13 protein-coding genes are annotated in these 21,525 nt (G+C 56.3%); 9 read left to right on the forward strand and 4 right to left on the reverse strand.

What is annotated here, in order from left to right; genetic code table 11:
* Nucleotides 1-268 precede the first annotated feature (268 nt).
* The 3 genes from OHL13_RS04295 (at nucleotide 269) to OHL13_RS04305 (ending at nucleotide 4,458) form a co-directional block, all read left to right on the forward strand.
* On the forward strand, nucleotides 269-3,046 hold the full coding sequence (locus tag OHL13_RS04295) for a hypothetical protein (RefSeq protein ID WP_263408874.1): 2,778 nt from the start codon (nucleotides 269-271) through the stop codon (nucleotides 3,044-3,046).
* Nucleotides 3,047-3,191: 145 nt separating this feature from the next.
* Nucleotides 3,192-3,722: a cupin domain-containing protein gene (locus OHL13_RS04300; RefSeq protein WP_263408875.1), complete on the forward strand. Its 531-nt coding sequence runs from the start codon at nucleotides 3,192-3,194 to the stop codon at nucleotides 3,720-3,722.
* Between the two features lie 175 nt (nucleotides 3,723-3,897).
* The gene (locus OHL13_RS04305) at nucleotides 3,898-4,458 is read left to right on the forward strand and encodes a hypothetical protein (RefSeq protein WP_263408876.1); all 561 of its coding nucleotides are present in this window, start codon (nucleotides 3,898-3,900) and stop codon (nucleotides 4,456-4,458) included.
* A gap of 252 nt (nucleotides 4,459-4,710) precedes the next feature.
* Here OHL13_RS04305 and OHL13_RS04310 read toward each other — a convergent pair whose 3' ends face one another.
* Nucleotides 4,711-6,870 carry a penicillin acylase family protein gene (locus OHL13_RS04310; RefSeq protein ID WP_263408877.1) on the reverse strand — a complete coding sequence of 720 codons (2,160 nt, stop codon included), beginning with the start codon at nucleotides 6,868-6,870 and terminating at the stop codon, nucleotides 4,711-4,713.
* 280 nt (nucleotides 6,871-7,150) lie between these two features.
* On the opposite strand from OHL13_RS04310, the gene OHL13_RS04315 reads away from it, so the two are divergent.
* From OHL13_RS04315 to OHL13_RS04330, 4 genes are all read left to right on the forward strand, one after another.
* Nucleotides 7,151-10,015, forward strand: a complete 2,865-nt coding sequence (locus OHL13_RS04315) for a TonB-dependent receptor (RefSeq protein WP_263408878.1) — start codon at nucleotides 7,151-7,153, stop codon at nucleotides 10,013-10,015.
* A 75-nt stretch (nucleotides 10,016-10,090) separates the two neighbouring features.
* Nucleotides 10,091-13,975 carry a penicillin acylase family protein gene (locus tag OHL13_RS04320; RefSeq protein ID WP_263408879.1) on the forward strand — a complete coding sequence of 1,295 codons (3,885 nt, stop codon included), beginning with the start codon at nucleotides 10,091-10,093 and terminating at the stop codon, nucleotides 13,973-13,975.
* Nucleotides 13,976-14,235: 260 nt separating this feature from the next.
* Nucleotides 14,236-15,183, forward strand: coding sequence for a LysR family transcriptional regulator (locus OHL13_RS04325; protein ID WP_263408880.1), 948 nt, complete (start codon nucleotides 14,236-14,238; stop codon nucleotides 15,181-15,183).
* 48 nt (nucleotides 15,184-15,231) lie between these two features.
* Nucleotides 15,232-16,188 carry a DMT family transporter gene (locus OHL13_RS04330; protein WP_263408881.1) on the forward strand — a complete coding sequence of 319 codons (957 nt, stop codon included), beginning with the start codon at nucleotides 15,232-15,234 and terminating at the stop codon, nucleotides 16,186-16,188.
* 473 nt (nucleotides 16,189-16,661) lie between these two features.
* On the opposite strand, the gene OHL13_RS04340 is transcribed toward OHL13_RS04330, so the two are convergent.
* The 3 genes from OHL13_RS04340 to OHL13_RS04350 form a co-directional block, all read right to left on the reverse strand.
* A complete protein-coding gene (locus tag OHL13_RS04340; RefSeq protein WP_263408882.1) occupies nucleotides 16,662-18,131 on the reverse strand; it encodes an ATP-binding protein in 1,470 nt (489 codons plus the stop codon).
* The gene (locus OHL13_RS04345) at nucleotides 18,112-18,789 is read right to left on the reverse strand and encodes a winged helix-turn-helix domain-containing protein (RefSeq protein WP_263408883.1); all 678 of its coding nucleotides are present in this window, start codon (nucleotides 18,787-18,789) and stop codon (nucleotides 18,112-18,114) included. Before OHL13_RS04345 ends, OHL13_RS04340 begins: the two co-directional genes overlap by 20 nt.
* A 104-nt stretch (nucleotides 18,790-18,893) precedes the next feature.
* The gene (locus OHL13_RS04350) at nucleotides 18,894-19,361 is read right to left on the reverse strand and encodes a PepSY domain-containing protein (protein WP_263408884.1); all 468 of its coding nucleotides are present in this window, start codon (nucleotides 19,359-19,361) and stop codon (nucleotides 18,894-18,896) included.
* A 363-nt stretch (nucleotides 19,362-19,724) separates the two neighbouring features.
* On the opposite strand from OHL13_RS04350, the gene OHL13_RS04355 reads away from it, so the two are divergent.
* Together OHL13_RS04355 and OHL13_RS04360 are read left to right on the forward strand one after the other, a co-directional pair.
* A complete protein-coding gene (locus tag OHL13_RS04355; RefSeq protein WP_263408885.1) occupies nucleotides 19,725-20,786 on the forward strand; it encodes a type III polyketide synthase in 1,062 nt (353 codons plus the stop codon).
* On the forward strand, nucleotides 20,776-21,489 hold the full coding sequence (locus tag OHL13_RS04360; protein WP_263408886.1) for a methyltransferase domain-containing protein: 714 nt from the start codon (nucleotides 20,776-20,778) through the stop codon (nucleotides 21,487-21,489). Before OHL13_RS04355 ends, OHL13_RS04360 begins: the two co-directional genes overlap by 11 nt.
* The last annotated feature ends 36 nt before the right edge of the window (nucleotides 21,490-21,525 follow it).

Genomic DNA, 21,525 nt, shown 5'->3' on the forward strand with positions numbered 1-21,525 from the left:
ATGAGGAAAGGTTTCTTACATCGCTCCAACTGGAAACACGGCGGCAGCCGCACGATGCGGCGAGAGATAACGGTCGCGCGGGAAGAACGAACGCTTCTGGTTTTACACGACTTGGATGGTTGTCCCCTCTGTGGCCGGAAACCCCAAAACCGCCGAGGGCAACGAAGGAAATGACGATGGTGTACATATCGATTCTCTGTGAGCGCAGCTGCAGGCAGTTCGCTCTTAATTTTTCACGGGTTCGACTTGAGGTCTGCCAGGAGGCCCTATGCAGCTGAAAAAATTGCTTCTTGCTTTCTATTCTGTTTCAGTCCTCTTCACGTTCGCGCTCATAGGCTGCGCAGATAGTTCGCCCACGCCGACAATCACCTCTCTGTCTCCAGCCAGCGCCAATGCCGGATCGTCAGCGTTCACCCTGACTGTGACCGGAACGGGGTTCTCCAGCGGAGCAGCGGTTCAGTGGAACGGAAGCTCCCGCAGCACGACAGTGGTAAGCGCGACGCAGTTGACAGCCAGCATTCCGGCGGCCGATGTAGCAAGCGCAGGCACAGCCCAGGTAACGGTATTGAGTAAGGGCAGGACCTCGACGGCATCGTCCTTCACGATCAACGCGCCCGTTAATCCAAATCCGGCGCCAACGGTTTCCTCACTGAGCCCGGCAACTACAGTAGCGGGTGGGGCGGCGTTCAATCTTACGGTGAACGGCAGCAACTTCGTCTCCGGTGCGACAGTGCAATGGGATGGCGCCGCCCGGCCAACCTCATTTGTAAGTTCGACCCAGTTGACGGCGAACCTCACGGCAGCGGATATCGCGTCTGCTGGCTCCAAAGCAGTTACCGTAGTTAACCCTTCACCCGGTGGAGGCGCATCGAACGCGGTCGCCTTCACCATCACCAGCCCTCCCCCAACGCTGTCATCGCTGTTGCCTGCAACAGCGACAGCGGGTGGAGCAGCTTTCACGCTCACGGTGAACGGTTCAGGTTTTCTTACAGGAGCTGCCGTTGCCTGGAACGGATCGACAAGACCTACGACCGTCGTCAGCGTAACCCAACTCACTTCTTCCATTACCGCTGCGGACATTGCCACGGCCGGAACCGCTCAGGTGGACGTCGTACAGGGCAGTCTGCGCTCGACAAATCAGTTGAGCTTTACGATCAACGCCGCGCCGCCGACGCTTACATCTATCTCACCCAGCACCACCGGAGCGGGCAGTGCGGGCTTTGACCTCACGGTGAATGGAACTGGATTCACCAACTCCGCGCAGGTGGCCTGGAACGGCACACCTCTTACGACAACCTTTGTCAGCGCTACACAGTTGAAGGCTGCGGTGCCGGCTGTCAACGTGGCCTCGACTGGAAGCGTGAAGGTCGATGTGGTGCAAGGCGGTATCCACACATCCAGCCAACAGACCTTTACGGTGACAGCAGCTCGGCCTGTAATCTCAAGCATCTCTCCGACAAGTGTGCTGGTGAATGCGGCGGCCTTCACGATGACGGTCAATGGGACAGGCTTTACGTCGAACTCCGTTTTGCAATGGGGCGGTTCAGCGTTGGTGACCCATGTGCAAAGTAGCGCGGTGTTGACTGCGGACATTCCCGCAGCCGATCTCACCACGGCTGGTACCTTCCAGATCACCGTGTCGAATCCCGCAGCCGACGGAGGTACGTCGCAGCCGGTGAACTTCACCGTGGCACAACCGGTAACCGGCAAGATCGTGCAGCTCGTCTCTACGAGTTATCTCTCTGGAGGAGTCGCAAACAATAGCAGCTACGGCCAGACAGTAAGCCAGGATGGGCGGTATGTAGGATTCGCTTCAGCAGCAACCGACATCGTCGCCAACGATATAGACGGTAACAACAGCGGCTTTTTGCGCGATACCTGTGTGGGCCCCACGGCGCCGGCCGGATGCACGCCGGGCACCATCATGGTGTCTCAACCTGGCGCATTTACGACCGGAAGCGGAGTAGGGCCCCTTGTGATGGTCAGCAACAGCGGGCGGTATGTAGGTTTTGACACAGCAGGCCAGGACAAGATCGACGTGTACGATAGCTGCCTCGGCGCCACGACGTCCTGCACCTCCGGGATCACGCAGGTTCAGGAGCCATTTCCGGGCGTGTCCGGTTCGTATAGATACAACAACGGTTCGTCCTCGCGCATGAGCCCTGATGGGCGATATCTGTTCTACACCGTGCTGTATACTGAGACGGATAACACCGGAGCCACGGCACTGGTCGTAAAGGACACCTGCTTTGGTGCTTCCGCAGGTTGCACTCCCACTGTCAGGCGAGTAGCGACAGGCAAAGGAATCACTCCGCCCAAACAATCATTCCAGTCGGACGTCAGCGAAGGGGGGCGTTATGTGCTTTTCCGCGCCTACCTCACTGCCGTGGATCCGGCACTGACATCCGACGGTACTGTGCTCCATATCTGGCTCGAGGACACCTGCATCGGCGCACCGGCAGGATGCACGGAGAGCTATACCTTAATCGATATACGTGCCGACGGTACGCCCAGCGAGGGTAACCAGGCCAATGATTCGATCGCGGATGAGGAGCCTTCCTTCAGCCGGGACGGCAGATATGTAGTGTTCAGCACAACAGACAAGAACATGATTGCAGGACGGACCATCAACAACGGATCGCAGGTATACCTCCGCGACACCTGCATCGGAGCGCCTGCGGGCTGTACTTCCTCCACCATCCTGATTTCAGAATGGCCCGACATGGCTACTGCCGCCAGCAGGGCATATGTGGGCTGGCGCAGCGTGAGCGAACATGGCCGCTATGTTGCTTTCATGCACCAGGGAGATCAGGTCGGGAACTTCTATGCCCCCAATATCTTCGTGCGCGATACCTGCAACGGGGCGCCTGCGGGCTGTACTCCCTCTACCAGCATGGCTAGCAGCGACCCGGATGGCATCAATCCGGCCACAAATAAGGACTACAGAAACCCATCCATCAGCTCGGATGGCCACTATGTAGTAGTCCGTACCCCTGAGGGTGTCGTAAATGGCGGACACATTTTCCTGGCGTTGACGGGGTACTAAGCCGCATGGAGACACGTAACAAAATATTTTTAACGGTAAGTCCAGATGGTTAGAGTAATTACGATATCGCACGCCATATGTAGATCCGGATATTCAACCCTCTCGGACTGCTTGGGTGAATTCAGATGATGCTTGAGGAGACAACATGAAACGACGGGATTTCGTGAAGATGGGCTTGCTCTCGGCACCTGGCCTCGTACTCGCCCAATCGAAACAAGACCAACCAAGAGTGAAGACGGTACCGGCCGGTGCAGATCGCTTAGGCGAGACGCACTCACTTGGTTTCAGCAAGATCGCCTTCAAAGTCTCGCCTGCGGAAACAGAAGGGAACCTCTTCATGATGGAGCATTCCAATCTTGGCAAGGGTGGGCCGTTCCGCCACGTGCATCCTGCTCAAGATGAATGGCTGTATGCCATGGAAGGAGAATTCCGGGTTGAGATCGGCGACCAGAAATTGATATTGAAATCCGGCGATTCCGTGCTCATGCCAAGGAAGGTTCCCCATGTCTGGGCTCAGGTAGGCGATACTCCCGGCAAGTTATTGATTGCCTTCACGCCTGCTGGACGGATGGAGGAGTTCTTCCGAGAATTTGGGAAGACAGGCAAAATGCCTACGGATTCCGAAGTCGTGAAAGCCTACGGCCTCGAACGGGTTGGCCCTCCGCTCAGCATTTGAGCGTGCTCGGCCCTGTCATCCTTCCAACGTAATTCGAATCGGGGTAAACACTATGGTACACAACACATCTGGGATGCGACTCTCCTGGAAGGTTTCTGTTTTCCTATCATTGTTGATCTGTACTTTGAGTGCAGCTCATGCACAACAGCCACGCGATCTTGTGAGTTGTAAGCCTGTGAGCCAGAAGACGGGTGAGACCGGGTGCTGGATTCTTACAAGTCACCCACTTGGTATTCCCGATGGCCTTGTTTACTGGACGATTGATCTGTTCCCGACGAGGGATCTCGCGGAACAGGCGAAGGGAAAACATGGAACGGTTGTCGAATCGCTGGGCAAGGTATGGCTGCTCACTATCGGCGAAAAACCGAAGCCCTCTCCCCGTGGTACACGAGTAACCCAAATTGGGCCTTTGGCCGTGGAACCGGAGCGCAGCTACACCGCTCAATATATGGAAGCGAGTCTGCAACCTGGGATGGTGAGCAAGACTCATCTGCATTCAGGAGTTGAGGCGTTTTTCACCGACAGCGGTGAGACCTGCTTAGAGACCCCAAGCGGTATGCAGCTAGGAAAGAAAGGGAGCGACATCATTGTTCCTGAAGGCGTTCCCATGGAACTGACGGCCGTCGGACCAGAACCTCGTCGTGGCCTGATCCTTGTACTTCACGACACCTCTAAGCCTCCAACAACCTTAGTGGACACTTGGCAGTCAAAGCACCTTTGCTCGACTGCGCATTGAGAGACTGGCGGCGCGGACCAGGGAATCGTGAATTTATCGAGAATGAGGCAAATGTTTCAAGACAAAGACACGACAATCACCGCCGACGCAGCCCGCATTCGGTCCGTCGCGCTCTTTAGTCAGCTGGTTGGCAGTGTTTTGCTCTTCCGAGCCACGCCGTTGGGGTCGCTGCCCGTGACATCTTGAAAGACGGTAAGACTGACCGTAGTGAATGCCGGGCGCAACCCTATCCGGCCCCGGCATTCAATGTGGCTAAAACGACCAGCTTGATTCTTTATGCGTCTTGACTTCAGCCAACGTTCTCCAAAATGGACGGAACTTCTTTTCCGACAGGAACTGCAGCTGGTCTCCCTGGTGCGGTGATCCCGGCTGGCTCGACTCCCCATAGGCGGTGATGCCAACGGCCTTTGCTTTGTTGCCAAACTCCACCAATGCAATGAACGTCTCACCGTGAATGGGGGTGCGTTCGCCGTGCGACAGCGCGCTCCAGGTAATGACGCGAAAGATGCCCGTGTTGCCGAAGCCACCATTCCCCGGGAGGTTGACATTACCGAGATGGAAGCGGGAGACATCGCCGAAGGGACGATCGATTGCCCCATATTTGGCAATGGTCTCGCGGGCTGCGTCAGCCAGCATGCTTACGGCCTGCTGGGGATCTTTGATCCCGTTCGGCGTCCCCAATGGATCGCTCATAGTCCAGGGATGAAGATAGTTCTTATTGCTGCTGAACTGTGCGCCGGCAAATTTCGCAGCCCAGATTTCAAACAGCAGTGCTCCCCGTGCATCGTTGTCGTCGGAGTGGTTCCATGCGGCCAGCACGGATGCCGCCTGCTTGACCAGCGGATCGGTGTTGGAAGCGGCGGCGCGCAAGAGATCTGGCAGCAGGCGGTCTGCCATGAGGGAACGGGTGGAGAGCTTGAGGCTGACAAAGTCCTCAAAGGTCAGCTTTCCCTTGCTCTCCAGCAGCAGGGCAGACTGTTCGGAACGCAGCGACAAAGAGATGGGAGACATGTACGGCGGATACTTCGAGGGGTCCAGCAAAGGCAAAGCCGTGTTCAGCCAGGGAGGATTGTTGGTGTTCTGGATCCACCCGGCCGGCGGGTCCAGAACACGGGGCAGGTCTTCGTAGGGATGGACCTTGGTCCAGAGATTCTCAGACGTGTCACCCGGCACAAGTCCCGACCAGTAGGCGAAGTCTCCATGCGTCCTTACCGGCGAGACGCCATTGAACTGGTAGAGGATGTGTCCATCCTTACCGGCGTAAAGGATGTTGAACGTGGGGACCTGCAGCCGCTTGAGCTGAGCCTCCACCGCGGTGAAGCCCTCAGCCCGATCTATATTCCAGTACTCTTCAATACCGAAGGGACGATCGAGCCCGGCGACACGAATGGCCACCGTGGAGCCGTCTTTACGGGTGAACACCGGGCCGTGCACCGATGTGCGCACCTCGAAGTTCTCTTCCTTCAGAGAACCATCCGGTTGTCTGATCTTGATGGACCTGCTCTTGATCTCGAAGGGGTGGGTTGAGCCGTCAAAAACGTATCCATTACCGCTCAGCGTGAGTTTGTAGATCGTTCCGGCAGAGATGGTATTGACGGTGTTGGTGATGCCGTGATCATCCGTAAAGCAGAAACGCAAAACAGGGAAGCCCACCTGGGTAGCACCGTACATATCAATCCCAGGCGCGCTAAGCTGCGCTTCAAAATAGGTCTGGTACGAGGGTGCCCAGCCAAGATGGGGATTCATCAGCAACATGGGGTGGCCGTTTGCTGACTTGACCGGGGCAATGGCCCAGCCGTTTGATCCGTCCTCGTCGCGCGGAGACTCCAGTACATTGGGCATGTGCAGCTCCGCTTCATTGGTGGGCGTATTGGCGGGAAGCGCCCTTTGCTCCGGCATGATGTAGTTGAACTCCATGACGCGCTCCCAGTGAGTCATCACGTCGATGCCAGTGACGGGGAGTACACGTTTTGCCTCGCTGCTCAACTCATCGGGATGCTGTGCTGCAAAGTCATTGATGCCTTTCGCAAAGGCGTCCAGATACAACTTCATCTCCGCACTTTGCTGGCCGAACCACTCTGCACCGCGCTCGGCGACATTATTCGCTGCATAATAGCGGTCCGTGGCCGCGTACTCAGGCCCCCAGTATTCCGCTGCGCGACCGCGCGACTCGCCATACAGATGGAGCAGGAGGCTTCCATGTCCCTTGGCCTGCGCGTATCCAAAGCCATAGAAAAGCCCGGCCGTGTTCTTTGCGAAGATGTGCGGCACACCGTAGGTGTCCCATACGATCTGTCCATGCGGGCTGGATTCCGATAACTTCCGGCTGCTTTGGGCAAGGGTGGTTGTCCCAACAAAGATGGATGCTGCGAGGGCCGCAAGCGCCCCGCAGATTCGATGCCGTAGTTTCATGACAAATTTCCTTCCGGGGCAGATGACTTTCATCATGCCGGCTATGCGCAGAATCCCATGAAGACAAGAGAAGTTGGCGTACGTAGGTTCACTATCCTACGTCGGCCAATCCAGCGGTAATCGTTTGTTTCTATCGAAGGGAAGGAAGCTTCTATCAGTGAGTTTGTGAAAGCCCGCTTACACTCCGGCTTACAGATATCAATATGTGCGACGCCAGGCGGCCTTTAGGGAAGCGTGTGCCTCGCTCTCTTCAGGTATCGGAAATCTGGAGGTTATGGTGATGTTGAAGCGTCTTCTGGTCTTGTTTGGTCTTGTCCTGCTGCCGTTGACGGTGCGCGCTCAGACGGCGGAAATCCGTGTGGATGTCTCCGATGCGACAGGCTCCCTAATTGTGGGCGCGAAGGTCACGGTGACCAACACGGACACAGGTTTGACCCAAGTGCTTACAACGGATCAGGCGGGTATCTCCCGTGCTGCCGCACTCCCGCCCGGACCTTACCAGGTAGTCAGCAGTATGAGCGGCTTCAGCAATGACCGCAGCACCATCAACCTGACTGTAGGACAGGTCGGGGAACTGCATGTTCGCCTGGCCACAGGCAGCGACACGCAAACCGTTTCTGTTGAGGCGGCTCCCGCGGGCTTGGCGGTCGAGACCTCGACCACGACAGTCTCCGGCGTGATCACGCGGCAGCAGCTCTTCGACCTTCCCGTCATCAACCGCAGCTTTATCGCGCTGGCGCAATTGCTTCCAGGGGGCGCTCCATCGCTTTCGGGCGACGCGCGTTTTGGTACGCAAACCACAGTAGGCGGCAGCAACGTGCGCAGCGGCTACTCCACTCTGGTGGATGGAGCATCTCTGGACCATCCCATCTACGGCTTTTCCATCGTCGATGTGAACCAGGATTCCGTCCGCGAATTCCGCGTTCTGCGCAACCAGTTTGACGCTGAATATGGACGCGCCGGAACAGCGGTAGTGGATGTTGTCACCCGCTCCGGGACCAACAAATACGACGCACTCTTCAACTACTTCGGACGCCGCGATCCCCTGAACGCGCGCAACTACTTCAATAACGGAAACCAACCTCCGTTTTCGCTTAATCGCTACAGTACCGCGCTAGGTGGCCCTGTCGTTCATGACCGGACGCACTTTTTCGTTGCTGACGAGTACATCAAGCAGACGTCCGCCTATTATCAGTCACTGGCAGCTAGCAACCCGTTCGCCTCGCAGGTGAACGGGACCTATCCAAATAACACAACTGAGAAGACGCTGCAGGCGAAGCTGGATCATCAGATCAACAGCAAGAACTCCGGGTATTTGCGCTATCTGTGGGAGCAGCAGAACATCAATGAAACCTATGCGTACAACGACAATTACTCCATTACGTTTCACGATGTCCTTGGACAGTGGAGTCATATCTTTACGCCGTCCATGTTGAACAGCTTTCAACTGGAGTTTCTTGACCAGAACACATACCGATTCATCCTTGCGCAGGGGGCACAGCAGGTGCGTCCATCGTTCACGTTGGGAGCGCAACCGAACAAGCCACAGGGCTACCCGCGTAAGCGGGTTGGTTTGAACGATACTTTTTACCTGACCAAAGGACGCAACACGATCAAGTTTGGGACTCGCCTGACGTACGAGGTGCTTCACTTCGACTCGAACTATTATGGGCAGGGTGTCTGGAACTTTAATACGGATGCCGCGTTTGATATCAATAATTCTGCTACCTGGCCAACCCGGCTCACCATCGGTTCAGGCTTCTCCAGCAAGGTCTACAAGAATTCAGAGCAGAGCTATTTTGTACAGGATGACGTCAAACTGTCGCCACGGCTGACATTGAATGCCGGTCTGCGGTATGACATCGAAACCGACCTTCGTAGCCAGCGGTACGTCGACCATCTGCTGACGAATCCTGCCTATACGGGGCTCTCGAACTATGTCTCCGCCAATCGGGGAAACGACTGGAACAATATCCAGCCGCGTGTTGGACTGGCATACGACCTGATGGGCAAGGGAACCACCGTGCTGCGAGCGGCCTATGGCGCGTATTCAGTCCGGAACCGGCCGTTCTTCAACATGCAGGGGCAGACAGTGACCGACAACTTTACGGTGCAGATCAGCGATCCGAACCTGCTTAAATATTATCCGGATACCACGGCAGTGCTGGGTGGACTGACGTTGCAGCAATATGTGGCGCAACAGGGCGGTCGACTTATCTATCTGCCTGGCGATCATCTCAATATTCCATACGTGCATGAGTTGACCGCCGGCGTACAGCAAGGGTTTGGCCGCAATTCGGTGCTGGTTGTCGATTTTGTCCGCCAAATTCAAACGGGATTGCAGACAGGCCATGATGCCAACCTTCCCACGGTGGGCCCGTTGAACTCAACTCATCCCCGTCCGCTCAAGCAGTTCAGTACGGTGACCCTCTTCGACAGTACAACGACCTCCTGGAACACTGCGCTGCAGGTGCAGTTTCGCACGCGCTACCGTCGGGCCAGCGTGCAGACATCGTATGCCTTGGACAAGGTTGTCTCCGATGGTTTGAACGACAACACCAGCGCGCCTTCTGACCCATTTCACATCATGGGCAATACAGACCGTGGGCTGGACGAACTGGATCGCCGGCAGGTGCTCACCGTGGCGCCCATGATCTATTTTCCCTGGGGCATACAGATCTCTGGTGTCGCGGCTGTGCTGACGACGACTCCCTTCAATATCACCTATGGCCGTGATCTGGATGGTGATGGAAATACAAGCGATCGTCCTGCGGGTTTGACCAAGTTTGCAGGAGGACATGCAAACCAGCACAATCTCGACCTGATCAATGCGGCGCGCACGTTGAAGACGGCCACATCGTTCAATGGAGTGACATTGCCGGCCCTGAATCTTGCCGCGGTGACGATGAAGCAGCTTGCGCAGGGCTCGGGCGGGTCGCGCGTGGATGTTCGCGGAGGGAAAGAGTTCAGTTTCCACGAGGCGTTCAAGGTAAACCTCTTTGCCGAGGCCTACAACATCTTCAACACTCCTGTCTTCAACGCGCCTACCGCCACCATTTCCTCCTCGGCATTTCTTACTCGCAGCTCTGCGGGCGATCCCCGTCAGCTTCAGTTCGGGGTCCGTGTGACCTGGAACAACCGCTAACACCGTTGGTACGAGGAGTGGATGATGAGTGTTCGCAGCGCTGCTAAGAGATGGGTTGCAGGTATAGGTCTGTTGATGAGTGCAACTGCGTGGGCGCAGTACCCGCAACCGGTCCCAATCAATCTGCAGCAGACGACACCACAGAAGGTGTTGACGGTGGCGAGGGAGAACCTTCCCGAAACCAGCGGAATGCTCCTGGTAAAGGGCGTGAAGCAATCGGTGCGGGTTGCACGAGACCAATACGGCGTTGCCCACATCTATGCACAGAACACGGCGGACCTGTTCTTTGCGCAGGGGTATACGGCGGCACAGGACCGCATGTGGCAACTGGAAATGTGGCGTCGTATTGGTGAGGGAAGGCTCGCCGAAGTGCTTGGATCGCAGTATGCGGAGCGGGATCGCTTCGCGCGCACGCTACAGTTCCGCGGTGACTTGCAAAAGGAGATGACGAAGTACCACCCCGAAGGGCAACTTATCTTCGAGTCCTTCGCGCGCGGGGTGAATGCTGCCATCATCGACATGTTGGAGTCGGGTAAACTTCCCGTCGAGTTTCGGCTCATGGGCTTCAACCCGGAGCCTGTCTGGACGGCCACCACGCTCTTGAATCGCATGGTCGCATGGAACCTGACTCGCAATGTTTCCAGCGAGGTAGCTCGCGCCCTTGCACTCAAAAAAGGCTCTCCGGCTGATGTTGGCAGCGCTTTTGTGACTGAGCCCAGCCACAAGATTGTGGTGCCCGAGGGGCTTGACCTGAATGACATCACGCCGGAGATACTGAACATCGCACGCAATGCCAGTGATCTTCACTGGAAGCTTCAGAGTGACCCTGCAAAACCAGTGGCTCCGGCTATGGGAGCGTTGACGAGCGATCAGCAAAAGCTGGTAGATCAAACCCTGGCTGCGCTGACAGAGCAGATAGCCAACAACAGCGACCTTGGCAGCAATAACTGGGTGATCGGCGGTGCCAAGTCGACAACGGGCATGCCGCTTCTGGCCAACGACCCGCACCGCGAAGTGGTGAATCCCTCTCTGAGAAGTTTTGTCCATCTGGTTGCACCTGGATGGAATGTTATTGGCGCTACCGAGCCAGGCCTTCCAGGGGTCTCTGTTGGCCACAATGAAAACATTGCATGGGGTTTCACCATTCTTGGAGTAGACCAGGAAGATCTCTATGTTGAGGAGACCAATCCGAAAAACACGGCCTATCTTTACCGGGGCAAATGGGTCCCGTTTACCGTGGACCGGCAACTGATCCGTGTAAAAGGCAAGTTGTTCCCGGAGATCTATGACGTCAAGTCAACCCAGCACGGACCCCTGCTTTATCTGGACACGCAACGTCACCGTGCCTATGCACTCAAGTGGGTCGGCTCCATGCCGGGTGGGGCAGGATATTTGGGAAGCCTAAATGTGATGCAGGCCAGGAACTGGGATGAGTTCACAAAGGCCGTGGCGAAGTCATGGTATCTGCCCTCTCACAGTCTGGTATATGCAGACGTGCAGGGCAACTATGGGTACATTGCCGCGGCGGCTTCGCCGGTGCGTACAGGCTGGGATGGCTTGCTGCCCGTCCCTGGTAAAGATGGAAAGTACGAGTGGCAGGGAATTGAACCGCTGGAGTCCTTGCCGCGGGAACTTAACGGCAAGCTTGGATATTATGCATCGGCCAACAACGACGTTGTCAGCAGGTACTTCCCCGCTTCCCGCAGTTCGCTCGGGTACGAGTACAGCGCTCCCTATCGCTTTGATCGCATCACTGAAGTCCTAAGCCAGAAGCGCAAATTCAGCCTGGAAGAGATGGAGCACCTGCAGTTCGACCATAAGTCAATGGTGGCCGCGAAACTGGTTCCCATGCTGCGAGGTGTGCGCGGTACAACAGCCGCTGAGCAGGACGCTTTGGAAACGATGCTGCGATGGAACAACGACGTCGCCATGGACTCGGTGGCGGCCACCCTCTACGAATTCTGGTACTACAAACTCGCGGACATGGTGTATGGGGACAAGTTGCCAGCGGCCCTGAAATCTGAAATTCGTGGCACGGACCCAAGGAGAGTGATTGTCTGGCTTTCGCAGGAAAAGGATACGGTAAAGCGCAACAGGCTGCTGCTAGAGGCGCTGGATGCTGCGCTTGCCGAGATACATAAGCGGTTTGGTGCCGACCGTACCGCATGGACATGGGGTAAGGTACACAAGGCCGAGCTGAGGCACCCGTTACAAAATGATAAGACGGGTCTCGTTTTCTATGTCGATCCAGTGCCGCGCGGGGGAGATGCCTTTACTGTGCAGGCGACGAGTAATGTTTCTGCGGATGGCTCAGACGAGCAGCACGGAGCCTCCGCGATGTTCGTGCTTGACCCCCAGGACTGGGACCGTTCGGTGGCACTGAACACGCCCGGCAACACCGCCAATGGCGGATCAGTGCATTCGTCTGATTTAGCTGAGCGGTGGGGTATCGGGGCGTATTTCCCGTTGGCATTCACCAGGGCCAGGGTCGATGCCATAACGGAAGAGACCATGACGCTGACACCTTATAGCGAAGCAGAGAGCAAGGAAAAAGGTGCGGCGTTCGAGCGGGTGCAGACGGAGACGCTCAATATCCCTGCTGCCGTCACCATCGTCTTCGGGGATTATGACGGCGATGGGTGGCCAGACATGTATGTCGGCTATCGTAGCGAGATGAATCGCTTGTACCACAATGATCACGGTAAGTTCGTCGATGTGACTCTATCGAGCGGCATTATCGATACAAACGAAGTACGCTCGGCCGCGTGGGGCGATTACAACGGAGACGGGTTGCTTGATCTGTATGTTGGCTTTGGCATGAACTCCACCGTGCCCAACCGCCTGTATCGCAATGATGGCAACGGACACTTTACCGAGGTCGCGCTGGAGAGCGGTCTTTACGATACCGGCGAGTCGCGGCAGGTCAGCTTTGTAGACTACGACAACGATGGGCTGGTTGACCTGGCCGTTGCGTTCCGCGAAAAGGCAAACAAGGTTTATCACAACGATGGCAATGGCCACTTCCGTGATGCGACGGAGAATACCGGCCTTGGCGATCCACGGAAGACCATCGCAGGGGTGTGGTTTGACTACAACCAGAGCGGTTTCCTAAGCCTATTTGAGGCAAACCAGAATGGAGACGCGAACGGGTTTTATGTCAACGATGGGAAGGGCCACTTTGCAGACAAGGCGAAGGAGCTGGGCGTTGCGGCAGAGAACCGCGGAAGCAACTTCGGCAGCGTGGGCCTTGGCGTCATTGATGTGAATAATGATGGGAAACTGGATGTCTTCGCCGCCAATTATGGACCTGCATGGCTTCTGATGAATGACGGAACCAAGTTTCATGATGTGGCTCCTTCGGTTGGTCTGGGCATCAGTGCGCATCTGGTAGCCACGGGATGGGGCGACTACGACAATGACGGCAAGCCTGATCTGTATGCGGATGGATACTTGAGCGGTCATGAAAATATCCGTGACTACCTGTGGCACAACGACGGAGGCATCTTCACGGACGTGACACCCGGTTACATGCTGAAGCATGATGCGGACCACGCAGTCGTGTGGGTTGATTTTGATAACGATGGTGCGCTTGACCTCGCACTTGCCGATCATGAACGCGAAGGCGGAGTTAATCTCTACCGGAACCTGCTGCCGGTAGCTGCGCCTGGCCGATCACTCGCGGTCCTGGTCCTGGATGCCCAGGGGCACTATACGCGTCCGGGCGCCGAGGTGAAGGTCTATCGCGCTGGCAGTCAGGAACTGCTTGGCTATCAGCTTGTTGATACCGGGAGTTCGTACAGTTCGCAGAGCGCGCTACCGCTTTACTTCGGCTTCCCGCAACCTGTGCTGGTGGACGTTGAGGTCATCAACCTGACCGGGGAAGGTCGGCGGTCCACCTGGATACGGAATGTGAATCCGGCCGACTATAAGGGCAAGTGGTTGCGCGTAAAGGCGCAGTAGCCTTGATGGGAGCAGCTACGTGGCTTGCGTAGCTGCTTCCTGTGTCATCATGCGATGGCGCGTTCTGCAGGCGCGCTCCATGTGCATCATCCTTGTGTTGAATTTCCTTGAAGCTCATGTTAAAATTGCGTGCAATAGTTTCAATTCAGCGTAATTCCGACAGAAATCTTCATCACCGTAGCTGATTGGTTGAACGGGTAACTTGCATCGTTTGCCCATGTCATCGGCGGAGCTGTATCTCGCGACAGAGGAGGCTTCGAATGGATTTCAGGATTGGCCAGTTCCGATCATTTCTTGTGCTCGCGAATACGCTCAACTATGCCAAGGCCGCGCGCATGCTGTACATGTCGCAGCCGACACTTACGGCCCAGATCAAGTCGCTGGAAGAAAACTTTCAAGTGCGCCTGTTTGAGCGATCGCGGAAAGGTGTTGCCATTACGGCTGCGGGGAAAGAACTGGCGACAACCGCACGGGCCTTACTGGACCAGTTAGAGCAGGCCGGAACTCGCATGAAACAAGCGGAAATGTCCCGTCCTGTCCGCATCTGTTGCAGCCAGGCGGGCCAGTTTGAAGTGCTACCGCAGCTCTTGCGGAGCATGGCGGAGAATCATCCTGAAATACCGATCGAGATCCTCGCCATGGTTCCCGGGGAAAGGCTGGAGGCGTTGCGTTCACGGCGTGTCGACCTTCTCATGATGACGCTGCCGGTTTATAACGATGACGTCGTGTTCGAACCGCTTTGCTCCGAAGCGATGATCGCCGTGGTCCCGGACCGCCAGCCGTTTTCCTCCATGAAGGACATCTCCGTGGCGGAGTTTGCGCGCGCTCCACTACTGACGGTCAGCGAGAAGGAGTGTTCCCGTTGTACAGCGAATGCTCTTGCGGCGTTGGATCGGCATGGCGTTACGCCCGTGCACTTGGTGGAGGGTCCTATCGACCACAACGCAAGGATGGCGATGGTAGCCGGCGGCAGGGCTGTCGCCATGGCAGGAGAATCGTCGTCCTTGGCAGGATTCCCCGGCGTCCGGCAGTTGCCATTTCGTGAACAGGTCCAGGGCTCTCAGCTCGGAATGGGATGGAGAAATGAAACGGTGTCAGAAAATCTCCAGGTGGTCTTGGAAGAACTTCGACGGCTGACCGTGTCACGGCGCGAGATTCCCATTCCAATCTTTCGCCCAGACAATTTTCTGGAACGTATCAGTGCTTAGGGATTCGCGGACGGCAATTCCTTGCCGCCAAGCAGATGGTCATAACGTATGAACCTCGTGACGTTGCGCTCATTCCGGCAACTTGGGGGACTGCTGCTGCTCTCGCTTATTTGGGGAAGTACATGGGCGGCCATCCGTATTTCAGTGCAATGTATGCCCGTGCTGCGCTCGGTTGCCCTGCGCTTTCTTATCGCAAGCGTTGTCCTGGTGCTCGTGATGAAGTTACGCAGGGAAGCATTTCCACCGCTGCGTGATCTGCCCATGTTGATCGGCTTCAGCCTGGTGACCATCGTTGTGCCGTTCAACATCATCGCATGGTCTTCGAAGCGTGTCTCGTCCGGATTGACCTCTGTCTTGTTTTCCGCCTCTCCACTAATAGTGCTCCTGATCGAGTTTGTCAGCTTCTCGCCTCCGCAACGTCCTCGCTTCAACGCGCGTCTGATATTTGGACTGGTAGCTGGTTTGTCGGGCATTGCGCTCATTATGCATTCGGCGAGCTCAACGACCTCCCAGGGGAGCGGCGTCGTGGGGATTGTGCTGGTTGTTGTGATGGGGTCGTGGTCAAGTGTTTTGGCGCAAAGAAAACTTCGACATTTATCTCCGCTCACGGTCAGCGCCTGTCTTTCAACCTGCGCGAGTGTGATTGTGGGAGCCGCCAGTTTGTTCATGGACCGGGGACGTCCATCCACATGGACCATTCATGCTGTTAGTGCACTTTTATTTCTCGGGCTGGTCAGCAGCGCCCTGGGCTTCTTTCTCTTCTACTGGCTTTTGCGTGATGTCCGGCCATATCAGTTGGCATCTCGTTACCTGCTTATGCCTGTGATTGCAGTATCAGAGGGGGTGCTGTTCCTGGGCGAGACAATTTCTTTCGCGTTTGTGGCCGGAGCAGTCTGTATTCTCGTGTCACTTGTGCCGATTCTTTCCGAAGTAACGCCGAAAATTCTGCCTCGACCGAACAGCAGAACTGGCGCCATAGGGGGAACATTGTCCGGTGTTGACTAGGGGCACAGTAGTTCTGACCGGATCGCGAAATCCGAAGGCAGCAGGCAGCTATCTTGCATTGCTGGGAATGCCATAGAAGCGAGCTTGAGTCTATCTGATGCCGGAAGCTTGTCGAAATCGGCGGTAGCCCGCTGCATTTCGCATATCAGGGGCTCAGACATGAGTGCTTCTTTTGAGGAAAAGTGGTTGTAGAACGGACCATGGGGTAACCCGGCTGTCTTCATCACCTCGCTGGCCTCGACAACGGCGAGGCGGTCACATTGCCTTCAGTTGAAGACGCTTCGTTGATGGAGAGCTTCGATGCCGCACGTATCAAGATGATGCAAGCATCGCAAACAAAGCATGCAGCTTCGCGCTACGGGTTGCACAAGTAAAAGCCAAGTGGGTTGCGGACTTTGTTCACAGCCACGTCCCTTTGAGGTCGGGTGGGCACCCGCTTATCCCGGCCTCACCACTGCCACGGCGTTATGGAGCTATCCCTTTGCCAGAACGAGGGGATGTGATTCTGCGTCGGGGGCCGCCTTCCACAAGGGGAGCGTGATGGAGAGCCGAGCACCACCTTCGTCACAATTGTCTGCCGTGACGCTCCCTCCATGAACGCGGACGACGGCCTCAACGAAAGCAAGACCGAGTCCGTGTCCGCGCGACTCGCGCCCTCTGACCCTTCGCTCGAAGAGATGGCGTCGAACGTCGATATCAAACCCAGGCCCATCATCCTCTACGATCAATATCGCCATGTCTTCGTTCGCGTGGAGCAACAGGCTGACCGTGCAAGCTGCGGGCAGGTGCTTGAGTTCGTTGTCAAGCAGGTTGGAGATGACACGATGAAGAAGTGCAGCGTCGGCCAGCACTTTGACTGAACCCGCACTGCGGACCTGGACACCGAGGCCCTTGTCGCTCATAGACGGTTCGTAAAGGCCAACCATACCTCTCACAAGTTCATCCAGGTCGATCTCGGTACGCGAAAGTCTGAGGGCATCTGCCTTTGCCTCAGCCACATCAAGCGAAGTGTTGAGGAAATCGGTGAGCCGGTCCAGTTCATCGATCGCCGAAACAATCGGTTCGGCTTGATCGGCTCTCACATCGTTGGACAAGGTTGTTTCCAACTTGCCGCGGATCGCGGTAAGAGGGCTCCTCAGGTCATGTGCGAGAGCGTCCGTAATGGTGTGCAACTGATGGACGGTGTTCTCGATTCTGTCGAGCATATGATTCAGGGTGCGAGCCAGGTGTCCGACTTCATCGTTCCGTTTGCTGGTCGGAACTCTGCTGCTCAAATCAGATTGCCCAATCCGGGAGGCTGCTTCGGTCATATCGCGAACATGGCCCAGCATGCGTCTGGTTACGAAGAAGACAATTGCGGCGCCGAACGACACGATGAGTAGCCAGAGGCAGACAAAGCGGATGCGGAGATTTCTAAGGACACGCAACTCATCGCGTTCTGAAAGTCCGAGGTAGATGTGGCTTCCATCATCGAGCCGTACCGATGCGACTCGAAAGGGGTAATTGAATCCTTTGACATTCAAGTCGTAGGGAACGTCGGAAGCGAACTTGCGCGCGCGAATTGCGGCTAAGTTTGGCATCCCGTCACCGGTGCCTACCCAGAGTTTCAAAGGTCCATCGTCCCCGGCCTGCAGAAAGAAGACGGAGTCATTCTCATTGCTGCTGGAGCGGGTTTTATCAGGCACCTCTCTGCTTGCAAGTTCCGCGACTTCTCTTACGACTCTTCCGTAGAGGCGGTCTTTCGGCGTTCGAGCAGCAACGTCGCCGAGGACCGCAACCTCTCCAGAAAGCCAAGCGTCACTCCGCTGCTGGATATCGTTCGCGACAAAGCGATGAAGCATCGCAAAGACCAACATGGTTCCAATCGCAAATGCCAGAGTTGCCCACAGAGAAATACGCCATGCGGCGCTATGCAGGATTGGATCAGGTACCTTTGAGGACATATCCGATACCTCGCAGTGTCTTGATCAATGGCTCACGTCCGACCGTATCGATCTTGCCGCGCAAACGGTAGATATGAACATCGACCACATTCGTGTCTGGTTGAATCCGCATTCCCCAGACCTCTTTCAAAAGCATGGAACGGGTTACAACTCTGCCTGCGTGCCGGCAGAGGTACTCAAGAAGCACGAACTCCTGCGGGCTCAGGTTTAGAACTTCATCGCCCCGGGTAGCCCTGCGCTTGAGCATATCCAGTTCCAGGTCGCAGATTCTGAGCCGCGTCGGGTCTTCTGGTGGAGAGGAGTTGCGGCGAAGGAGGTTCCGCATGCGCGCGAGCAATTCTGCGAGGGCAAACGGCTTGGTGAGGTAGTCATCACCGCCGAGCTCCAGGCCTTTCACGCGGTCGTCTACTGACCGTCGCGCCGAAAGGATGAGTACGGGACTCGTGACTCCCGATCGGCGCAATTGCAGGATGAGTTCGATACCATCCTGGTCTGGGAGTCCTAAGTCGACAATAAGGCCGTGGTAGACGTGTTTGGACGCCAATTGAATCGCGGTAGTTCCGTCTTCCGCCGTGTGCACTTCGTATCCCGCCTCGACCAAGGATTGCTTGACGAAGCTCTGAATCTCGGGTTCATCCTCGACCAGCAGAAGTCGCATAGATCATGGTATGACAATTTCAATTGCGGGTTACAGACTTCGAGAGGCGGCAAGATGACGATTGTGTCATCTACCTATCCCACCAGGGAAAGAACCGGAAAAGGCTATACAAGGAGCAGGATGACCGGAATAAAAACTCCTGCCGCAAGTACGAGCAGGACGGTCAATTTCCGACGCGCATACTTCCATCCCATCATGATGCCCGTGCACGTCGATATGGCAAGTGCAAGCGCCGTAGCGGCAAAGAATACCTTCGTGGGGAGCGAGTTGGGTTGCGGTGTGGCTGGAGATGCTTGCGGTAGCTTTGCGGCTTCAGGCTTTGGCCCATCCGGCTTGGCAGAATTGGGCGCAGTAATCTTTCGGGGAGGAAGGTAAAGTGTACCCTTCTTATGCAATTGCGCAAGATGAACAAGGATGTTGGGAGGCACGTAGGAACTGCCGCGGGTAGTCTCGTGCAAACTGAACATCTGTAGACCACCTGTGATGGCAAAGAAGAGAATGGTGGGCGAGAAGAAGAGCCCCAGATAGCGGTGTGTCAGGCGGACAGATTTGAGCAAAGCTGCAGATGTCATCTTGGAGTATCGACCTCTTAAAACGTAGGCATTGGCAGTGGGCCGAATGCTGACCACAATCAAGACTCGAGGTCATGCACGTTGCCTTACTGCTCCGTAACGTAGCATTTCGACGGAGGAATTTCTGTGATCACTTCGCTAAAAGCGGCTCCATGAACGAATCGTCATCCTTTATTCCTTCTGCAAAGTGCTATCAAAGGAATAAAGGTTTCGTCTCAACAAGTAGTGATTGTATTGAGAATCCGGAACCTGTTTTCTTAAATAGTCGACTGTCGCCGGATCGTTGTCTCTTCGTGGTCCAGCTTTCCCGAGACACCCACGCGACATCCAATCCGAATCATCCGGGCTGGGGGCCCATTGTGCATGACTACGGCTTACCTGAACCGCATTGCCACTGCCGTGCCAGAGCACGATGTGCATGACGCCTTTGTCATCTTCGCTGAGAAGATGCTTGACGATCCTCGGCTCCGCACGGTCTTTCGCCGCATGGTGAGCCGCGCGGACATTGCACATCGTTATTCATTCCTCGATCCGCAGCACGGCTCCAGCCAATTCTCATCGCATGACGCGAACGAGTTTTATCGGCTAGGCGACTTTCCTAATACAGCGCGGCGTATGCAGCTGTTCGAACAGACGGCTCCAGTGTTGATGAAGAGGGCGGTGGATCGGCTTGCGTTGAGCGAAGAAGAGCGCTCCGGTATTTCGCACGTATTGGTGACCTGCTGTACGGGACTCTATGCTCCTGGACTGGACTTTGAAATTGTCGACCACCTCGGGCTCTCAGAGGGGGTGGAACGCACGATGGTTGGATTCATGGGGTGCTATGCCGCGATCAACGCGCTGAAGCTGGCACGGCACATTGTGCGCTCGGATCCGAAGGCGGGTGTCTTGATGGTCAATCTGGAACTGTGCACGCTGCACTTCCAGGAGACACAGGATCTGGAGCAGGTGCTTTCCTTCCTGGTCTTTGCCGATGGCGCGGCGGCGAGCCTGATTACGGCTCGCGAGCAGGGGTTAGCGCTGGATAGCTTCAAGGCTGTGATGGTGCCGGAGACACGTGGGCTGATTACCTGGAAGATTCGCGAGCTAGGTTTCGACATGCTGCTCTCCGGACAGGTGCCGGGGGAACTGGGCCGCGCATTGCATGAGGGCGGACTGATGGCGGAGCGCGACGGCGTCGATCTATGGGCGGTGCATCCCGGCGGACGGTCGATTCTGGATGCGGTAGAGAAGGGACTGGAACTACCGGCGGATGCACTGGCAGCATCGCGCGAAGTGCTATCGCGCTTCGGCAATATGTCGTCGGCGACGGTGATGTTTGTGTTGCAGCAAATCATGCAGCAGGCACGCCCGGGGCAGCGTGGATGTGCGATGTCATTCGGGCCAGGGTTAACCGCGGAGACGATGCGCTTCTATGCTATCTAAAGTACAGACCGACTTCAGTCGACGGGTCTCTCCGCGTGAGTTGCCGGAGCTGATGGATGGTGACTGTAGTTATGAGGATTTCCGTGACTGTTTGCGCAGTCTGGAAAAAGTCAATCGCTGGCTGCTGGGCTATCGGCCAACGCTTGCGTGGCTGGAGCGGCTACCGCGCGGGCCGCGTGAGCCTCTGCACATCGTCGATGTGGGGTTTGGCGGTGGTGATCTGTTGCGGCGAATTGCAGCCTGGGCACGAAGACGGAGCATTGCTGTGCAGTTAACAGGGATCGACTTGAATCCCTATGCTGCGCGCGCAGCAGCGGAGTCAACGCCAAGGGAACTCGGAATCGAATGGGTGACCGGAGATGCTCTGGAGTATCGGCCGAAGAAGCCGGTCGATATCGTCGTAAGCTCGCTGCTGACACATCACCTGGAGGACGAGGAGATCGTCGCTCTGCTGAGGTGGATGGAAACAACCGTCCGGTTAGGGTGGTTTATCAATGATCTGGAGCGGTCGGAGCGGAGCAGCCGGATGTTTGGGTGGGTGCGTTGGCACAGGATTGTGCGGCATGATGGGCCGGTGTCGTTTCGTCGGGCTTTCCGGACGGAAGATTGGGTGAACCTGCTGGCTGCGGCTGAGATCCCACGAGAAGCGGTAACAGTGGAGAAGTGGCGGCCAGGGCGGTTGTGCGTGGGGCGGTGGAAGTGAGGTTGGAGACTCTCAAGCACCGTGTGAGACGCAAGG

It is taken from the genome of Terriglobus tenax, from assembly GCF_025685395.1.
GTDB lineage: Bacteria > Acidobacteriota > Terriglobia > Terriglobales > Acidobacteriaceae > Terriglobus > Terriglobus tenax.